Below are 17,729 nucleotides of genomic sequence, written 5' to 3' on the forward strand. Positions count from 1 at the left end.
CTTTTCTTAATATCCCTTTTCTTTTGTGTATATGCCAAGGCTTGTGACGCCTGCCATCCGTGTTGATGGTATGCCAGAGTTTTTTAAGCAACACCCTGCCTTGTCATGCGGTTTTTTGCTATAGTGAGAGCAATTCTCATTTGGTGGGCTCTGCTGACGCACCGCCATGATTTCATGCAAAACACACAGTCTCAAAAAAACCGTTCATTCTGGCTTAAACATCTCTACCGTTGGCATTGGATCAGTTCGGCGATCTGCTTGATCGGCATGCTGCTTTTTGCCGCAACAGGGTTGACGTTGAATAACGCCGGCCGGATCGAAGGTAATGCCGTTGTAACAAAGAAGCAGGCGACAGTGCCGGCATTATTGTTGCCGCAGCTGCGCAAGCAAGAAGCGGAGAATGCGCCATTGCCCAAGACCTTGGCCGACTGGGTGGCAGGCGCTCTCGGTGTTGAAGTGGAGCAGGTAGCCGGGGAATGGTCAGAGGATGAGGTCTATGTTTCCATGCCACGCCCAGGCGGTGACGCCTGGCTGGTGATCAATCGTGAAAGTGGCGACCTAAATTATGAGTTGACCGAGCGTGGCTGGGTGTCTTATTTCAATGACCTGCACAAGGGGCGTAACACAGGGCTTGCCTGGAGTTGGTTCCTTGATGTGTTTTCTGTCATGGCATTGGTGTTTTCCATTACAGGCTTGTGTCTGCTGCATATGCATGCGGGCAACCGGCCTTTTACCTGGCCCTTGGTTGCGCTTGGCATGGTATTGCCATTGTTGCTAGTGATATTGTTTATTCATTAAGGAGAAGTTGATGCGACTTGCAGTGATTCCGGCCTTGTTGGCGGCCTTGTTTGCCGGTGCCAGCCATGCCGCCGGACTGGATGTTAAAGTAACGGTGCCGCGCATCAATGCGGCAGAATATCATCGTCCATATGTGGCGATATGGGTTGAAACGCCCAATCAGGATATCGCGACCACGCTTTCGGTGTGGTACGGCAAGGATAAGGGAGAGGGCAAGGGCACCAAGTGGCTCAAGGATATTCGCCAATGGTGGCGCAAAGGCGGCAGGGATCTGGAGATGCCGCTGGATGGAGTGTCTGGTGCAACCAAACCTGTAGGTGAGCACACGCTTTCATATACTGAAGGCAAGGCGCCGTTGAACAAGCTTGCCCCTGGCGAGTACCGGTTGGTGGTGGAGGCTGCCCGTGAAAAAGGCGATCGTGAACTGGTACGCATTCCCTTTACTTGGCCGGTGACTAAGGCGACATCGCTGAATGCGAGTGGTGAGCATGAGCTTGGTACCATAAGCCTGGATATTAAACCCTGATTTTGACTGGATGACATGATATGAAACGAATGATGACAGTGCTGGCAATGACTGCCGGGATGATGACAACGGCGGCCTATGGCCATGGCTACTGGATATTACCTTCCAGCACGGTGCTTTCTGCTCCGCAGTTTGTCACCTTTGATGCCGCCGTGTCTAACGACCCTTTCCATTTCAACCACAGACCATTGGCAATTGATGAGCTGCAGATTATTGCCCCGGATGGCAGCCGAGTGGCTCCTGTCAATGTGGGAAAGGGTGAGTTGCGAACCACCTTTGACGCCAATTTCGAGCAAAAAGGCACTTATCGCCTTGCCATTTACCGGGAAGGGGTGCGTGCCTCATGGAAAGAGGGCGGCCAATCCAAGCGTTTTATGGGCAAGGCAGCGGATTTTGCCAAACAAGTGCCCGAAAGCGCCGCGGAGCTCAAGGTATCAGAGATAGCGAATCGGCTGGAAACCTTTGTCACCGTGGGATCGCCAAGCAAGCTGAAAACCAGTGGCCGTGGCTTGGAAGTGGTGGCATCCACGCATCCGAATGACCTGGTGGCTGGTGAGCCATTGACCCTGCAGTTCCTTGTTGATGGTACCCCGACGGCAGGTGTCGAAGTGGAAGTGGTCAAGGGGCAGACGCGTTACCGTGACCAGAAGAGCGGGCAGAAATTCAAATCTGACAAGGATGGCAATATTACCGTCACTCTACCGGAAGCAGGCATGTATTGGCTGGACGCTGATTACAGCGATAACAAGGTGAGCATCAAGCAGGCCAAGGAGCGTAGCCTGGCCTATGTGCTGACACTGGAAGTATTGCCTTAAATAAGCATGCGTCGTGTCCTGATACCGCCGCAACTGGCTGATGTTCCACGCCAGTTGCCGGATGGGCGTATTGCGAGCTTGAGCGGCCATACCATGGGCACTACCTGGACTGTGCGCTATGTTGATGTAGATGGCTTGCCTGCCGAGCAGGTGTCTGATGCCATACAGGCAGCGCTTGACCAGGTGAACCATGAAATGAGTACTTGGCTCGAGCATTCCGTCATCACTCGGTTCAATCTTGCCGAGCCTGGAAGCTGGCACTCCTTGCCAGAAGGCTTTTCCACAGTATTGCAAAAAGCGCTTGAAGTGGCGGCACGCACGGATGGTACCTTTGATCCCACTGTTGGCCCCCTGGTGAATCTCTGGGGATTCGGCCCTGATGGCCAGGCGACACAGCCACCCGCTGAGGTAGATATCCTGGCTAGGCTTGATCTCTGCGGCTGGCAAAAATTGCAATTTGATCATGCCAGTCAACGTGTGTTGCAAACAGGAGGCCTTTACCTGGATTTCTCGGGCATTGCCAAAGGTTATGGCGTAGATCAGGTCGTGGCAGCTTTAAGTGGCTTAGGGCTGGAGCATTACCTGGTAGAGGTGGGAGGTGAGCTCCATGGCCAGGGCATCAAGCCTGATGGTCATCCCTGGTGGGTAGCGCTGGAGCGTCCCCAGCATGAATCCAGCCTGGATGAGAATGTAGTAGCCCTTCATGGCCTGTCCGTAGCGACCTCTGGTGATTACCGGCGTTATTTCGAGCATGATGGCATCCGCTATGCACATACTATTGATCCAAAAACTGGTTATCCGGTGGCGCATGCACCGGTTTCTGTGACGGTATTGCGGTCAAGCTGCATGGAAGCGGATGCTCTGGCAACTGCGCTGACTGTGATGGGTCTGCATCGGGGCATGGCCTACGCAGAAACCCATAGCATTGCGGCATTGTTTATTGTCAATGAAGACGGGAAAGTGTCAGCGCATGACTCCTCGGCATTGGCAGAAATGCTGGAGTAAGAGATGGTTCATCTTCTGATGCAACTCATTGGGAGCTTCCTGCTTGTCGGTCACGCCCATGCTGCGGTCAACAATCTCGCATTCAACCGCTGGGTGACGGCACTTTCTATTATTGTTGCCTATCTCCTGTTGTGTGCCTGGATATATAAACGTCACAAGGCATGTTCGCAAGCTGATGAACACTCAGCTGCTATACCTCCACAAGCCATATTGGTAGCCTATGCCAGTCAGGGCGGGTTCGCCCGCCAGCTTGCACAACAGACTGTCGATACACTGAGGGGAGCAGGAACGTCGGCTTACAGCCTGTCCTTGAATGAACTGGATGCCATTACGCTGCAACAATGCCGCCGTGCATTATTCCTTGTAAGTACCACAGGCGAGGGGGATGCGCCGGATAATGCCGTCGTGTTCCTGCAGCACCTGATGAGTCAGGAGCTTTCCTTGCCTAGCCTGGAATATGGTATTTTGGCCCTGGGCGATAGCAGTTACGCCAATTACTGTGGATTTGGCCATCGCCTGGATGGCTGGCTGCAGCATGTACATGCCCTGCCCCTGTTTGACCTGATTGAGGTGGACAATGGCGACGCGGGTGCATTACGCCACTGGCAATACCAGCTGGGACTGCTTGCGGATAATCATGAAATTCTCGATTGGCAGGCACCTCATTACCGGGAGTGGAGCTTGGTGCAGCGACAGCACTTGAACCCGGGTAGCGCAGGTGCCCCCGTATACCACCTGGCACTGAGCACGACTGAGCCTGATGTCAGTTGGCAGGCGGGAGATATTGCCGAGATTGGTCCGCGTAACTCCCCCAATGAGGTGGAGCTTGTGCTACGGAAGTTGGGCCTGGCAGGAGAAACACGAGTGGAAGGCAAAATGCTCAGTGAGATATTGAGTCAATGTTTGCTACCGCATGACGATCTTGCCCTGCAGGCTTTGAAACAACTGGATGTACAGGCGCTGGTAGGAGAGCTCAAGCCATTGCCGCATCGTGAGTACTCGATTGCCTCATTGCCGGAGGATGGACAGCTGGAACTGCTGGTGCGGCAAACCAGTTATGCGGATGGCAGGCTGGGCCTGGGATCGGGTTGGCTGACAAAATATGTAGAGCATGGCGGGCCTGTCGCCCTGCGCATCAGGGAAAATGCAGGATTTCATCCGCCAGCAAGCGATGTCCCGCTTATCCTCATCGGTAATGGTACCGGCATTGCCGGTTTGCGCGCGCATCTCAAGGCGCGTGTGGTTAAAAATCATCATCAGAACTGGTTGTTTTTCGGGGAGCGCAATGCCTTGCATGACCTGCATTTTGCTGATGATTTAAGCAACTGGCAGAGGCAAGGAGTGCTGAGCAGGCTGGATACCGTGTTTTCGCGTGATCAGACCGACATGCGTTATGTACAGGATGCCGTGGCAGTACAAGCGGCGGAAATCAGGCGTTGGGTGCTGGATCTGCAAGCAGCGGTTTATGTGTGTGGCAGTGCTACAGGAATGGCGCCAGCTGTGCACCATGTCCTGACAGATATCCTGGGTGAGTCTATGCTCACTGCCATGACGGTAGCTGGCAGGTATCGACGCGATATCTATTAGGCCTGTGTCGATTTGAATAAAAAGGCATGCCTGACCCAGACAGAGCGGGGGCTGGACGGATGTCAGGCATGCAAAACTTATACATTAACCGGTATTTGTTGGTGGTATTTGCTACGGCCAATGTAGCGGCTGCATATTAATTCCTCGTAACCTACCACGCGATTTCTCCCCTGGCTTTTAGCTGCATACAGTGCCAGGTCAGCCTGGGCCAGCAGTTCATTCATGCTGCGGTTTTCATAGGATTCTTTCCATGTGGCATAACCAGCACTGATCGAAATAGGTCTGCCGTACACCGATTGTATTTTCAGCTGGTAGATTGCAGTGCGCATTTTCTCGGCTACCAGCCTGACGCCTTCAGGGGTGCTGTTTGGCAACAGGACAATGAATTCTTCTCCACCGAATCTGGCAATGAAATCACCAGGGCGTAACAGATTTTCCTGCAAGGTTTTAGCAATCCTGCACAGACATTGGTCACCCTTGAGATGGCCGAATTTATCGTTGAAATCCTTGAAGTAGTCTATATCCAGCATGATGACCGATATCGCTCCCCCAACTCTCTGAGCGCGACGCCACTCCGTGGCAGAGACCTCATCGAAGTAACCCCGGTTGAAAATACCGGTCAGGCCATCCTTGCAGGCTTTTTCCAGAAGATGGGAGTGCGCATCGGCCAGATCGCTATTAAGGCGACTGATCTGCAGGATCAGGACTGCAAGCAAACCGGATGAGGAAAGCAGGCTGAGAATTTTTGCCATGTACCATCCGTTGCTGAACTGGGTATTGTCCACCATCATCAGCGAGGTCTGGCATAGGTAGGCGAGTGCCGACACTGACAGGAAAGTGGTAATTACATGGTCATCACCATCGCAATACCGCACCATGAAGAATGTCAGGGCTGCCACGACCCACGCTCCCCAACCAATCATCTCAATGACTGGGTCCGGCATGGGGTGAGTCGTCACCAGTGAAGACAGCAGGTGACCAGAGCTCACTGCCACCATGTACATGATAATCCCCAACAGAGGTGCCAGCATGAACAACATCATGCCTTTGGTCAGGCTGAGGCGGTTGAGTTCTATAGCGCGTTCCCCATATTTGCGGAATAGCATGGCAGCGATAATGAATAGCGGATAGCCAATGTGCCAGCATGGCCAGATCCAGTTTGCTGGCTGTTCGATGGATTCGATAGTGAGGAGCGATGCATTGGTTGCAGGTTGTAATCGCAGTTCAATCAATGCTGCCATTCCATAGAATGCATAGGCGCCTGCCAATGGGATCAGGAAAAATTTCTTGTGGATGTTGAACTGCACCAGTAACAGGTACGAGGTGATTGCGGCGCTGAAGGCGACGGTTAGCGCAATTGCAGGCAGGAATGCATCCATGGCTGGCCATGGTTCTGCTGCATGCGGCATGATGAACAGGGCTGCCGCAACTAGCAGCAGCATAAGTATGCGCGAAATCCAGAGCTGTCTGGAAGATGTGGCCTGATGCAATATGGAGCTCATTATCTCCACCCCTTGATGACTGAAACGTTATTTATGGGTTCCAATCATGCAGGACAGTACTGCCCAGGCATATGGTTTTGACAATTGTTGACAGTTGCAGTGGCGCTGGATCGTTGCGGATTTAGACAGTTTTGTCTTGTACGCGCGGTATCGTAATGTAGAAAGTGCTGCCTTGTCCGGGCTCGCTTTCCACATATGCATGCCCCTGGTGGCGGATCGCCACGGTATGGACAAAGGCCAGCCCGAGCCCGGTTCCCTCTATCTGCGGGTGGCTCTGTTGATGTACCCGGCTGAATGATTGGAATAGCTGCGATTGTGCATTCTTGTCTATGCCAATGCCGAAATCCCTGACGGATATCCTCCAGTCGTTACCACTCCTTGTAATACTGCAAAGAATGCTGGTGCTGTCCGGGCTGAACTTGATGGCATTGCTCAGCAGGTTGGCGATAGCGCGCTTGAAGAGGGTCCGGTCTATCATGGCACGTGCTTCGGTGGGGGCTTCTTGCAGTTTGATCGTGATATCGCGCGAATATGCCTTGATCCAGAATTCATCAATCATTTCATGCAACATGTCTGTCAGATTGAGGTCGTGCAGTTGATAATTACCAGATTTGGCGCGTGTCAGTTGCACAAAGTTATCTGCCAGTTCCAGTGCATTGTCTGCATGCTTTTCTATCATGTTGAGCAGACGCTCCTCGTTTTCTCCAGGGTTGAATTTCTGTAGTTCGACCAGGGAAATGATGGAGGAAAGTGGTGAGCGAATATCATGCGTGATAAAGCGAAAGGCCTCGTCACGATCCCGTTCTGCTTGCCAAAGCTGGGAAACGTCAATAATACTGAGTATCCAGCCTATATGCTGGTTAGCGGCGTTCATGCAGGGAACAAACTTGATGAGCAGGTCACGCTGTTTGAGGTCACGTGCTTCAGCCTCGAGTTTTGTAGGTATTTCTTGCAGTGTAAGTGGTGTGATCAGTGCTCGTTGTTCTTGTGGGCTCTGGATATTTGCCACCAGATGGGTCAATTGCTGCTGGTGCAGGCTTTCGGCATCTGTAGCTTCAAAATAGCGTGCTGCTGAATGGTTGGCAATCCGGACGATACCCGCGGTATCGCATATCAATGTGGGGTCAGGCAGGCCGTTGACGCTATCAGTTACAAAGCGGTATACACTTTGCAGTTCATTGGCCGCACCTTCCAGGGCGCTGATACGCCTGTCCAGGAAATCCTTGAAGAGTGGACTTTTCTGTGAGCCGAACAGCAGATGTGACCGGTTCTTGAAGGATTCGAATTCTGCCGTCAGAAATCGAGTGGCAGTATCCAGGCGGTGCCAGCTCCAGAGCGGATAGATCATGATCAGCCCAATAGTGCCGGCTGCTGGTGCCATCAGTAGTCCGCTGAAGATGGAAATGGCGTAAGTGGATACCAGCAGCAATGACAGCAGCGTGATGGTGAGCAACAAGGCCAGCAGCGGGCTGAGCACATTGAAGCCAAGCAGTGCAAGAGTGACAAACCCAAGATTGAACAGCGTATTCAGCCAGTCTGGGGCAAGGTTGACTGCGCGCGCACTGAGCAGGCCTTCCACCAGGTTGGCCAGAATTTCCACGCCAGGCATCAGGTGATCTTCAGCCGATACAGGAGTGGCATATTGATCACCAATCCCCGTAGCGGTGGCCCCGACCAGTACAATTTTGCCAGTGAAGGTGCCTGGCGCCACTTTATCCTCAATGACATCCCTGTAGGAAATGCGCGGAAAATAGCCGGTATGGCCTGCATAGGGAATAAGCATTTCGTGACGGTCACGCAAACTGCTGGAGCTGCCGGGAATAAAGCTGGGAGCTGGCTGTTGCGTCAGCATTGCACTGATATCGGCTTGATGCATGGCGGTAGCGAGCACTGCGATACTGAAATGGTTGACCAGGGCGCCATTGACTTCATCCTGAATATAAGTCGAGCGTACCGTGCCATCGTGGTCTACCTTGATATGCACGTGGCCCATATTGGCAGCACTTTGTGCCAATATGGGTTGTGGTTGCAGCAGGCTTGCGGTTGGCCCGGCTTGTTGTATCAGCAAGGGCAGGGTGACTACACTGCTTTCCTGGATGGCAGTTGCAAGAATATCGTCATCCCCGGGATAGCGACTATCGGCCTCGGTAAATAGGATATCCAGGCCAATGGCGGCCGGCTGGTCTGCCGTGACGCGCCTGATCAGCTCTGCATGCAGGCTGCGTCGCCAGGGCCAGCGCCCCAGTGATTGCACGCTGTCGTCATCAATCGCGATGATGATGACTTTGTCACTCAATTCCTGTTGCTGTTTGGCAGTAACAAAATCCTGAACCAGATGGTTGGCTTGGAGTAATTGGCGTTGTGGTGCCAGCAGCCCCACCAGGAGCAGTATCCCCAAGGAGATGAGCAACCAGGATGCCTGGCTGCGCAGGTGGTTGTCTGTAAGCAGGGGGAAGGGTTTCATGCAGTCCGTATGGATATCTATTGCTTGGGCTTGTCGTACCAGGTGCGGTCAAAGTCGTTGTCTACATGTTCGACTTCAAGAATCCGTGCATCAGAATATGGCCCGGTGCCGTTTTCAAGCTGTGTGGCCAGTTTGACGTAGTAACGTCCGTCGGGCAGGGATGAAATATCCAGCTGCGGTGTTTCCAGGATTTTTTCTGTGACCAGGCTGGAGAAATCTTGATCCTTGCTGATCTGCGCATGGTACTGAATATCTGGACGCTGGCTGACCCAATATGCCTTGCTGCCAGAGGCGGTTGCAGTTTGTGCGTCTTCATCGACAATGATGGCACTGGCCTGGCTGAACGGCCCGTGCTGCGTATTGCCGATTTCATCATGGACAATGGTGGCAACACGCCAGAAATAATTGCCCGCTGCCAGGGTTTCAGCCTGGTAACTGCAAGTTTTCAGGTCATTGGCATCAACGACGATATGCTCAAACGGCATATCGCTGGCGATCTGTAGATGATAGGCAGTGGCGTTCAAAACGGGTGTGCAGGAAAACTGGCTATTGCCAGTGATGGCCTGCTGTTGCAGCGGGTAAATCAATAGCGGACTGGACGGATGGGCGTAGATATTGAAATGGTGCACGGATTCAAAGCCTGGAATGCTTTGGTCATCAAGGCCACGGATGCCCAGGAAGTAATCGCCATCAGGCAATGTAAGCAACTGCAGTTCAGGCGAGCTGGAGTTGCCGTTATGGAATACTTCTTCCATGTTTTCGTCACGTGCAACCCGGTAGCTGTAGCTGGTACCACTTTCAAGTGCAGGCCATGAAAAATTCAGCAGCTCTTCTTGTTCGAGTTTGCTCGGCAAGTGGTCCAGCGTGGGGGCGGGCAACAGGTTTTGTACGGTCCCCAGTCCTGTCAGGCTGGCAGTTACGCCCTGGCCAGCGGCCAAAAGCGCGTCAGTATTCTTTTTCTTTCCTCTGGTGGTGCGTGCTGATGCGTGATTCAGTTCAACTCGTCCTTGCGTCACGCTGCTGGTCATTGCTTCTTCTTGCGTGTTGATAACAAAGCGGGTGCCCCGTACGGCTGCTACAGCCATTGGCGTGATGACCTTGAAATGAGGTTGTTTGCGTGCGGGTGCAGGCGTGACAGAGACATCTATGTTGCCCTGCTTGAGGTAAATCACGCGTTGAGGGGTAGTCGGCTGTTCGCCCTCTTTAATGCTGTTCAGGCGTATGGTCGAGTTGGCCAGGACGCGGGCAATTGATTGGTCTGCAAACTCCAGTGAAAGATAGCTGTTGTCACCTGTGCTGATGGTGGTGCCTTCGGCCAGCTTTTCGCCGTGCTCAATTTGGCGAATGGGGTTTCCCTGTTCGTCCAGGATGGTGACTTTGCCATAAACAAAGCTGGCATTCACCGTGGTACCGATGCGCGGTATGGTGAGTATGCTACCCGGCTCCAGTTTGTAGGGATTGCGTACACCATTGAGTTTCTGGAGATGGCGCCACGCATTGGCATCTCCCAGGTACTGGTTGGCGAGGTTGTACAGGTTATCGCCATTGACCACGGTGTGGCTGATAGTCTCGGCCCTTGCGTTGAAAGCCACCATGACGGAGAGCGTGAGTGCAAGCCCTGACGATATCAGGAACAGTACTTGTCCGTGGCGAATTGATTGATTGTGACTGATGGCTTTCATGTGACCCCTGCAAATATATTCTCTATGAATCTTCTTTTATTAATATTTCCGGTGTATCGGCTTCAAGCCGATATCCAATACCATACACGGCTGTCAGGCGATAGCCGTTGGTTGGATGCAGTTTCAGTTTGGTACGCACCGATGATATGTGCGTGTCCAGTGTACGCGTTTGCAATTCTACCGATTGCATTCCCCATACTTGTTCCTGAATGTGCTGCCTCGATAGCAGGCGTCCCAGGTTCTGGAACAGGAACAGCGCCAACTCAAACTCTTTATTCTTTAAAGCCAATACCGCGCCATTATGCTCGAAGGTCTGGGTAGCGACATTGCAATGATAATTGCCCCAGGTGAATTCCTGCTGTGTTGCCTTGGGGTAAAGCCGGCGAAGCAGTGCATTGATGCGCGCCATGAGCTCACGTACACGAACGGGCTTGCTCATGAAGTCATCTGCACCGGCTGTAAGCCCGTGTACCACATCCCGCTCATCGCTACGGTTGGTGATCATGAGGATGGGGACGGCTTCCTGAATGTTTTCACGCACCCACTTTACAATTTCGGGGCCGGATGTGTCCGGTAGCTCCCAGTCCAGCACCAGAAAATCAAAGGTCTCGTACTGCAAGGAGCGTAACAGTGATTTGCCGTTGCTGAACGTGTGGCAGTCGTGGCCTAGTGCCGTGACTGTTTTTTGAATCAACTCCAGCTCTGAATTATCGTCATCCAAAGCAGCAAAACGCATCTCTCACCTTTCTTTTCTTTTTTTGTCTGTCGGTTCAAAGGTGACATTGCTGGAAGAATGGCTTCCATGCGGCATGCACCACTATGGCTAATGTATTAGCTTTCCCCTTGGGGAATTGTCAACAATTGTTAATTGCATCATTGATAAGCAATTGCACAACATTGGTGCAGTGAATTATTTTGGTGCGTAAAAATGGGAGATTATTCCATAGATTTGAGGATTGCATTGCTGGTAAATGATTTTATCTTATTGAAAAATAAAGTGAAGTGTCCGTGGCATGAGAGTTGCTGATGTTCGCCTGTTCCAACGTAATAAACGTTATGGGCCAGGACAACTGGCGAAGATCAACAAACTTTGATGTAAGGAGCATGTATGAAATTCATATCCGCTATCATCAAGCCGTTCAAGCTTGACGAGGTGCGGGAAGCTCTTTCCGCTATCGGCGTACAGGGTATTACCGTGACTGAAGTGAAAGGGTTTGGCCGTCAAAAAGGACATACCGAACTTTATCGCGGTGCCGAATATGTAGTGGATTTTCTTCCCAAGGTAAAGCTGGAAGTCGCAATCGAGGAAAGCTTGCTGGACCAGGTGATTGATGCAATCGAGCAATCAGCCAGCACCGGAAAAATCGGGGATGGCAAGATTTTCGTGTTTGATCTTGAGCAGGCCTATCGTATTCGAACCGGTGAAACCGGTTCGGATGCGCTTTAACGGAGGATGTCATGAAGCGACTTTTATCTATTTCCACCTTGCTGGGGCTTCTGGGCGCCGGTATGTTTGCCATAACGGGCTCCTGTATGGCAGAAGAGGTTGCAGCAGAAGCGCCCGCAGTGCTGAATAGCGGGGATACTGCCTGGATGATCGTGGCCACAGTGCTCGTCATTATCATGGCGGTGCCGGGGCTGGCCATTTTTTACGGCGGCATGGCGCGCGCCAAAAACATGCTCTCTGTATTGATGCAGGTGATGGTGACATTTTCGTTGCTGTCCGTGCTGTGGGCCGTTTATGGCTACAGCCTGGTGTTTACCGAAGGCAACGCCTTTATCGGAGGCCTCAGCAAGGCTTTCCTGGCCGGAATTACCCCGGATAGCCTTGAGGGCACGATTCCTGAACTGTTGTTTGTCACTTTCCAGATGACGTTCGCTGCCATTACACCGGCGCTGATCGTGGGCGGTTTTGCCGAGCGCATCAAGTTCTCCGCAGTCCTGTTGTTCATGGCCTTGTGGATGACGTTCTCCTACCTGCCAATGGCGCATATGGTATGGGGCGGCGGCTGGATCGGTGAGATGGGTGCAGCCGACTTCGCTGGTGGTACCGTGGTGCACATGAATGCCGGTATTGCGGCCTTGGTGGGTGCCCTGGTGCTCGGCAAGCGTATCGGTTACGGCAAGGAAGCCATGCCTCCACACAACCTGGTGATGACCATGATAGGTGGCTCCCTGTTGTGGGCTGGCTGGTTCGGCTTCAACGTCGGCAGTGAACTCGCCGCTGACGGCACGGCCGGCCTTGCCGTGGTCAATACACAGCTGGCAACTGCTGCAGCCGTTATAGGCTGGGTGTTTGCCGAATGGTTGTTCAAGGGCAAGCCTTCCATGCTGGGTGCAGTTTCCGGTGCAATTGCGGGTTTGGTTGCCATTACCCCTGCCTGCGGTTTCGTGGGCCCGATGGGTGCAATCATCCTTGGCTTCATTGCCAGCTTCATCAGCCTTTGGTCTGTCACCAAGCTCAAGATTGCCTTGGGTTACGATGACACCATGGATGTGTTCGGCATCCATGGCATCGCCGGTATCGTTGGCGCGCTGGGAACTGGTATCTTCATGGCCCCGACTTTGGGCGGCGTTGGCTACGAAGAGGGCGTAACCATGGGCCACCAGCTTTACGTACAGGCAGTATCGGTTGGCTTTACCCTGGTGTATGTCGGCGTGGTCAGCTACATTCTCTTCAAGATCGTGGACTTGGTCATCGGTCTGCGTGTGACAGAGGATGATGAACGTGAAGGCCTGGATACCGCATCGCATGGTGAACGTGCCTATCACAGTTAAATAGTCTGGCAGTAGAAAGTTAAAAGCCCGGCCTGTAATACAGGTCGGGCTTTTTCATTAAGGATGAAGATGATTAGGGTTGCAGGTAAAGGCTGAGGATTTCCTTGGTCCATACTGCTTCTTTGTCTTTACGACTTTCATACTTGGCTGACTGGCTTTGCAGGTAGCTGCGTGATTGTGTCGTATCAAGATCGCCTATGGCCTTCAACGCCATAGCGCGATCTTGCCAGAGGCCTGAAGATGTTTCATAAATTTTCGCCAGGAGGTCAAATTGATCGTTGGCCTGCAAGATACCCAGCGAGGAAATGGCGGCTAAGCGGATATATTCATTGGTGTGAGTGCTTAACTTGACCAGTTCAGGGATGGCCGTTGGATTGTTACTAAATCCCAGCTGGTATACATCCATATATGCGTCACCGCGGACACTGTCTTGATTGATCTTGGCAATCAACTGGTTGACATTGTCATTGCTGAGCACTTGCCCAAACAGGCGCTGATTGAGCTTGGCGGCCAACTCTTTGGTAGCCAGTGCCAGTGGTTCGTTATAGGTAGGATCGATAATTTCGTCGAAGCTCCATACCGGCACCTTGCCTCGTTTGATATAGGCAGTGACACGCTTGGTACCTTGAGGTGTCACCACATCAGCCCGCAGGGAAGTGAGCGTCACAAATGGTGAGAAACCACTCACGCGATGATTTTCAATATGCAGTCGCTTGATCAATACCGCAGTGCTGCTATCACCGGCGCTGGCTAGTTTGACTGGCAAGCCACGTGCCGTCATTTCACTGACAGTGTGGCGAGCTAGCCATGGCACGGCATCAAAGGATTTACCTTGATACATCATGTTCATGGGAATGGTGCCGCTCAAGAGTTTACTCTTGTCACCATCAGCCTGCTCATCCTGGAATGTCAATTGAACTGCGGCAGAGGTTGTTTGTTGCTGGTACGCCAGATTGGAAGTCGCTGGATCTTTGACGGGCACTGGCATATTGAGGGCACAGCCGGATAACAGTACAAGAAGTGTTGCCATTGCAGACATAGCAAGGCGTGCGCGTGTAAACGCAGACATGGAAATCCCCTTTAAAAAACTGGAAAATTTGATTTTTAATTATTGTGGCAATACCGAGCTTGTATAGAAAACACTCACTGGAATCTATCGTAGCGAGCATCACCGAACGCTAGTCTAGGGGATGGCTGTGCGGCTGGATAGCCCAGGAGATTGGGGCGTGAAGGTTATAGCAATAGCGAACGTGCTTGCAGTCGTGTGGTGTGCCAACCCAGGTGGTCGTAATATGCAATCGCTGGTGCATTGTCCATGTCCACCAGCAGTTGTGCACGCGTGGCGCCTTGTTGACTGGCCCAATCCAGAATGGCCTGTAGGAGGGATTTTCCCAGGCCTTTATTTCGCCATGCGCTGTTTATCACCATATCCTCTATCCAGGCCGAGGGTGCGCCTTGGGCGGTAGAGATGACTAACTGAGCGCTGACCATGCCAATGGCGTGGCCCTTTGCATCGCGAGCTACCATGATGGTGCCGCGATCCGGCTGCTGGATGAGTAATGTTAATCCGGCACGCTGTTTTTCCAGATCAGGAGTGAAATCCTGTTCTATGCTGAATAGCTGGTGCAGCAAATCACAGAGCGCAGGGATGTCTTCCAGGTTGGCGCTGTCGATGTGAACTGCGCCGCTGGCGTTACTCATGCTCGGCAGGCTCTTCATGATCATAGTGAATAATGGCGAGGAACTTGATCGGCAGCTTGGCATGCACTTCCGGGCGATGCGGAATTTCACCGCGGAAAGTGAGTGAATCCCCCGGTTGCAGCAAATAGACTTCTTCCCCTACCCGATAGCCAAGTTCACCCTCCAGCATGTAGAGGAACTCAGTGCCCGCGTGCTCAAAGGAAGGAAACTCCTCACCCGGGTCTTCCAGAGTGATCAGGAAAGGTTCAAACAGTTTTTTTGGTCCTTGGTCGTAAGCCAGTAGATGATAGGTGTGACCGTTGCGGGTGCCGCGCCGCACGACTTCCATGCCTTGGCCGCTCTTGACCAACTGCGCTCCGCCTGTGGGCTGGTTATAACCCTGGAACAGGCGTGAAATGGTCACTCCCAGGCTATTGGCCAGTTGCTCCAGGGTATCCAGACTGGTGGAAACCAGCCCGTTTTCTATCTTGCTCAACATGCCGCGGCTGATATTGGCACGTTCGCAAACTTCTGCAATCGTCAGTCCATGCTGCTGCCGGATTTGCTTGATGATATTGCCCAGGTGCTTCCCTAAAGGTTTTGCATCGTTTTCTGCCGGGGCGCCAGCAGTTTTTGTACTTTCAGCCATTATTTAACGTGAGTGCCTTGCTTGCCAGATTAGCGTATCAGTGTAATTCAAGATTTTTAAAGGGACTATCAAAAGATTCCTGATAGTAAATTTTAGGAATGGTTGACTTCGGGTTTATGGACGGGTTAAATCACTTAAAGTTTCTTTTTGAGAAAAAAAGTTAATTTTTAATATATGAATAATCAACCAGTCATTGTGTTCCAATTCACTGAATCTGAAGGTCCCGGCTATCTTGCGGATTTCCTTGCACGTCACCATATTGCCATGCATGTTGTGCAGATATACCGTGGCGATTCATTGCCGGCCAGCCTGGATAGGTACAGTGGGGTTGCCATGATGGGCGGCCCCATGAGCGCCAACGACCACCTGCCGTGGATGACGCCATTGCTGGAGCTGGTGCGTGAAGCAGTGCATAACCAGATTCCGGTGATTGGCCATTGCCTGGGAGGGCAGATACTGGCCAAGGCACTTGGTGCACAGATCACGGATAGCCGCGTGGCAGAAATCGGCTGGATCCCTGCGCTCAGCATCGATGCTCCTCAAGCAGTGGAATGGCTGGGGCAATGGCGGGAGCTTGCCCTGTTCCAGTGGCATTACCAGACTTTCTCCATCCCAGAAGGGGCAGTGCGCATATTGCGCAGCGAGTATTGCGACAACCAGGCTTATGTGGTGGATGACTTGCATATCGGTTTTCAATGCCACATCGAAATGCAGGCGGACATGGTAAGTGAGTGGTGCAGCCTATCGCCAGATGAGCTGAAAGGGGACGGTGAAGGCCAATCTTCCCAGCCCGCAATCCAGTCTGCCGCCGAGATTCTCACTGATCTTGATGCAAAGATACTGCAGCTCAATAGGTTGGCCGAGCATGTTTATTCGCGTTGGATCAAAGGCTTGAAGCTTGTGTAATCCAGTGCTTCATCCTGGTTGAGTAAAAGAGCGGGCGCAGCGACGCCACGTTGATTGTGACTTTGGATCCCCGTCTGCTCGCGGCTTCCCATATCCTGCTGGCAGTAATCTCTCGCTGGACGTACTCCCTTGGAAGTACACCTTCGAGAGAATTTTCCCCGTGTCGCGTTTTGACTATCGTTAGCCTTGAAATCACATCATTTTAAGGATATGCATATGTCAAGAAACTCTATTCTGAACGAACGCCATCGTGCCCTAGGTTCAAGGCTGGATGGAGAGACCTGGAATGATATGCCGATTCCATGGAGCTATGATTCAGATGTGAATGACGAGGTGGTGGCAGTGCGTTCCAAGGCGGGTCTGTATGACGTGTCTGCGTTGAATATTGTCAATGTCACGGGCCCTGATGCGGAAAAGCTGGTGGACCAGTTGGTAGCCAGAGATATTACCCGGCTCAAGCCGGGCAGTTCATTGCTGGCCGCAGAGCTTAATGAAGCTGGTGCCATCTGTGATGACATTATGGTGATACGCGATTCAGCCACGGAATTCCGCCTTTCACATGGCAGCGGGCAGACGCAGGAGAACCTTGCCCGGTTGTCTGCCGGACTCGATGTCAGGGTGGAACCCGATCTTGGCTCGCACATTCTTTCATTGCAAGGCCCCAAGTCCCTGGCAGTGCTTAAACCATTGCTGGATTTTGACCTTGCATCCCTGGAGTATTTCCAGCACAAGCCTGCCAGCATATTCGGCAGGCAGGTCTATATTGCGCGTGGCGGATACTCCGGCGAACTTGGTTACGAAGTCTATTGCCGTGCTGAAGATGCTGTCCTGATCTGGGATGGAATACTCAAGGTAGGTACACCATCCGGTGTTATCCCTGCCTCCTGGAATTCGCTGGAGCTGACACGCATAGAGGCTGCCTTGCTGTTCTTCCCGTTTGAAATGCCGGAAGGTGACACCACCCCATGGGAAGTGAATATGGGATGGGGGGTGGATCTCGACAAGAAAGGTAGTTACACCGGCAAGGAGGCTGTACTGGCCCTCAAGGGCAAGGAGCGCATTCACCAGGTGGGCCTGGTTTGCCGTTCAGCCGTGGCAGTGGAAGCTGGGGCGGATATCATCTATCAGGGCAAGAAGGTGGGCGTGATCACCAGCGCCTCCTATAGCCGCTACCTGATGCAGTCACTGGCCCTTGCCCATATCGCTCCTGAGTATTCGGGGAATGGTACCGCTGTCCAAGTCAGTGGCAAACAGGTCAGTTGTGACGCCTATGTGGCACCGACACCTTTCTATGATCCCTTGCGCCTGCGTACCCATCCTCGTGCCGGAGTCTAGCC

16 protein-coding genes are annotated in these 17,729 nt (G+C 52.5%); 9 read left to right on the plus strand and 7 right to left on the minus strand.

Going from position 1 to position 17,729, the window contains the following annotated elements; translation table 11 throughout:
* Positions 1 to 105: 105 nt before the first annotated feature.
* From LG200_RS00735 to LG200_RS00755, 5 genes are read left to right on the plus strand one after another with little or no spacing between them, the layout of a single operon-like run.
* Positions 106 to 798, plus strand: a complete 693-nt coding sequence (locus tag LG200_RS00735) for a PepSY-associated TM helix domain-containing protein (RefSeq protein WP_226755689.1) — start codon at positions 106 to 108, stop codon at positions 796 to 798.
* Between the two features lie 10 nt (positions 799 to 808).
* The gene (locus tag LG200_RS00740; RefSeq protein WP_226755690.1) at positions 809 to 1,324 is read left to right on the plus strand and encodes a DUF2271 domain-containing protein; all 516 of its coding nucleotides are present in this window, start codon (positions 809 to 811) and stop codon (positions 1,322 to 1,324) included.
* 20 nt (positions 1,325 to 1,344) lie between these two features.
* The gene (locus LG200_RS00745) at positions 1,345 to 2,139 is read left to right on the plus strand and encodes a DUF4198 domain-containing protein (protein ID WP_226755691.1); all 795 of its coding nucleotides are present in this window, start codon (positions 1,345 to 1,347) and stop codon (positions 2,137 to 2,139) included.
* A 6-nt stretch (positions 2,140 to 2,145) separates the two neighbouring features.
* Positions 2,146 to 3,144, plus strand: a complete 999-nt coding sequence (locus LG200_RS00750; protein ID WP_226755692.1) for an FAD:protein FMN transferase — start codon at positions 2,146 to 2,148, stop codon at positions 3,142 to 3,144.
* Positions 3,145 to 3,147: 3 nt separating this feature from the next.
* The gene (locus LG200_RS00755) at positions 3,148 to 4,731 is read left to right on the plus strand and encodes a sulfite reductase subunit alpha (protein ID WP_226755693.1); all 1,584 of its coding nucleotides are present in this window, start codon (positions 3,148 to 3,150) and stop codon (positions 4,729 to 4,731) included.
* A 77-nt stretch (positions 4,732 to 4,808) separates the two neighbouring features.
* Here LG200_RS00755 and LG200_RS00760 read toward each other — a convergent pair whose 3' ends face one another.
* The 4 genes from LG200_RS00760 to LG200_RS00775 all read right to left on the minus strand — a co-directional run bounded on the left by LG200_RS00760 (position 4,809) and on the right by LG200_RS00775 (position 11,115).
* Positions 4,809 to 6,233 (minus strand): sensor domain-containing diguanylate cyclase, encoded by a 1,425-nt coding sequence (locus tag LG200_RS00760; RefSeq protein ID WP_226755694.1) that lies wholly within the window; start codon positions 6,231 to 6,233, stop codon positions 4,809 to 4,811.
* Between the two features lie 121 nt (positions 6,234 to 6,354).
* Positions 6,355 to 8,697, minus strand: coding sequence for a CHASE2 domain-containing protein (locus LG200_RS00765; RefSeq protein WP_226755695.1), 2,343 nt, complete (start codon positions 8,695 to 8,697; stop codon positions 6,355 to 6,357).
* A gap of 17 nt (positions 8,698 to 8,714) precedes the next feature.
* Positions 8,715 to 10,379: a FecR family protein gene (locus LG200_RS00770; RefSeq protein WP_226755696.1), complete on the minus strand. Its 1,665-nt coding sequence runs from the start codon at positions 10,377 to 10,379 to the stop codon at positions 8,715 to 8,717.
* A 22-nt stretch (positions 10,380 to 10,401) separates the two neighbouring features.
* Complete coding sequence (locus tag LG200_RS00775; RefSeq protein WP_226755697.1) at positions 10,402 to 11,115, minus strand: response regulator transcription factor; 714 nt, start codon at positions 11,113 to 11,115, stop codon at positions 10,402 to 10,404.
* Positions 11,116 to 11,487: 372 nt separating this feature from the next.
* On the opposite strand from LG200_RS00775, the gene LG200_RS00780 reads away from it, so the two are divergent.
* Together LG200_RS00780 and LG200_RS00785 are read left to right on the plus strand one after the other, a co-directional pair.
* The gene (locus tag LG200_RS00780) at positions 11,488 to 11,826 is read left to right on the plus strand and encodes a P-II family nitrogen regulator (RefSeq protein ID WP_226755698.1); all 339 of its coding nucleotides are present in this window, start codon (positions 11,488 to 11,490) and stop codon (positions 11,824 to 11,826) included.
* Between the two features lie 11 nt (positions 11,827 to 11,837).
* Positions 11,838 to 13,157, plus strand: coding sequence for an ammonium transporter (locus LG200_RS00785; RefSeq protein WP_226755699.1), 1,320 nt, complete (start codon positions 11,838 to 11,840; stop codon positions 13,155 to 13,157).
* A gap of 73 nt (positions 13,158 to 13,230) precedes the next feature.
* Here LG200_RS00785 and LG200_RS00790 read toward each other — a convergent pair whose 3' ends face one another.
* From LG200_RS00790 to LG200_RS00800, 3 genes are all read right to left on the minus strand, one after another.
* Entirely contained in the window at positions 13,231 to 14,226 is a 996-nt protein-coding gene (locus LG200_RS00790; RefSeq protein WP_226755700.1) for a HEAT repeat domain-containing protein, read from the minus strand.
* A gap of 164 nt (positions 14,227 to 14,390) precedes the next feature.
* The gene (locus LG200_RS00795) at positions 14,391 to 14,858 is read right to left on the minus strand and encodes a GNAT family N-acetyltransferase (RefSeq protein WP_226755701.1); all 468 of its coding nucleotides are present in this window, start codon (positions 14,856 to 14,858) and stop codon (positions 14,391 to 14,393) included.
* Positions 14,851 to 15,486, minus strand: coding sequence for a helix-turn-helix domain-containing protein (locus LG200_RS00800; protein WP_226755702.1), 636 nt, complete (start codon positions 15,484 to 15,486; stop codon positions 14,851 to 14,853). Before LG200_RS00800 ends, LG200_RS00795 begins: the two co-directional genes overlap by 8 nt.
* A 174-nt stretch (positions 15,487 to 15,660) precedes the next feature.
* Between LG200_RS00800 and LG200_RS00805 the strand changes: the two genes are divergently transcribed.
* Both LG200_RS00805 and LG200_RS00810 read left to right on the plus strand, forming a co-directional pair.
* Positions 15,661 to 16,392 (plus strand): type 1 glutamine amidotransferase, encoded by a 732-nt coding sequence (locus LG200_RS00805; RefSeq protein ID WP_226755703.1) that lies wholly within the window; start codon positions 15,661 to 15,663, stop codon positions 16,390 to 16,392.
* Between the two features lie 216 nt (positions 16,393 to 16,608).
* Positions 16,609 to 17,727, plus strand: a complete 1,119-nt coding sequence (locus LG200_RS00810; protein WP_226755704.1) for an aminomethyltransferase family protein — start codon at positions 16,609 to 16,611, stop codon at positions 17,725 to 17,727.
* The last annotated feature ends 2 nt before the right edge of the window (positions 17,728 to 17,729 follow it).

The organism is Methylobacillus caricis (assembly GCF_020532705.1).
GTDB lineage: Bacteria > Pseudomonadota > Gammaproteobacteria > Burkholderiales > Methylophilaceae > Methylobacillus > Methylobacillus caricis.

Excerpts from the sequence above, each read along its gene's own strand:
- LG200_RS00735 (WP_226755689.1), top strand. The coding sequence starts at position 106 with ATGCGGTTTTTTGCTATAGTGAGAGCAATTCTCATTTGGTGGGCTCTG.
- LG200_RS00740 (WP_226755690.1), top strand. The coding sequence starts at position 809 with ATGCGACTTGCAGTGATTCCGGCCTTGTTGGCGGCCTTGTTTGCCGGT.
- LG200_RS00745 (WP_226755691.1), top strand. The coding sequence starts at position 1,345 with ATGAAACGAATGATGACAGTGCTGGCAATGACTGCCGGGATGATGACA.
- LG200_RS00750 (WP_226755692.1), top strand. The coding sequence starts at position 2,146 with ATGCGTCGTGTCCTGATACCGCCGCAACTGGCTGATGTTCCACGCCAG.
- LG200_RS00755 (WP_226755693.1), top strand. The coding sequence starts at position 3,148 with ATGGTTCATCTTCTGATGCAACTCATTGGGAGCTTCCTGCTTGTCGGT.
- LG200_RS00760 (WP_226755694.1), bottom strand. The coding sequence starts at position 6,233 with ATGAGCTCCATATTGCATCAGGCCACATCTTCCAGACAGCTCTGGATT.
- LG200_RS00765 (WP_226755695.1), bottom strand. The coding sequence starts at position 8,697 with ATGAAACCCTTCCCCCTGCTTACAGACAACCACCTGCGCAGCCAGGCA.
- LG200_RS00770 (WP_226755696.1), bottom strand. The coding sequence starts at position 10,379 with ATGAAAGCCATCAGTCACAATCAATCAATTCGCCACGGACAAGTACTG.
- LG200_RS00775 (WP_226755697.1), bottom strand. The coding sequence starts at position 11,115 with ATGCGTTTTGCTGCTTTGGATGACGATAATTCAGAGCTGGAGTTGATT.
- LG200_RS00780 (WP_226755698.1), top strand. The coding sequence starts at position 11,488 with ATGAAATTCATATCCGCTATCATCAAGCCGTTCAAGCTTGACGAGGTG.
- LG200_RS00785 (WP_226755699.1), top strand. The coding sequence starts at position 11,838 with ATGAAGCGACTTTTATCTATTTCCACCTTGCTGGGGCTTCTGGGCGCC.
- LG200_RS00790 (WP_226755700.1), bottom strand. The coding sequence starts at position 14,226 with ATGTCTGCGTTTACACGCGCACGCCTTGCTATGTCTGCAATGGCAACA.
- LG200_RS00795 (WP_226755701.1), bottom strand. The coding sequence starts at position 14,858 with ATGAGTAACGCCAGCGGCGCAGTTCACATCGACAGCGCCAACCTGGAA.
- LG200_RS00800 (WP_226755702.1), bottom strand. The coding sequence starts at position 15,486 with ATGGCTGAAAGTACAAAAACTGCTGGCGCCCCGGCAGAAAACGATGCA.
- LG200_RS00805 (WP_226755703.1), top strand. The coding sequence starts at position 15,661 with ATGAATAATCAACCAGTCATTGTGTTCCAATTCACTGAATCTGAAGGT.
- LG200_RS00810 (WP_226755704.1), top strand. The coding sequence starts at position 16,609 with ATGTCAAGAAACTCTATTCTGAACGAACGCCATCGTGCCCTAGGTTCA.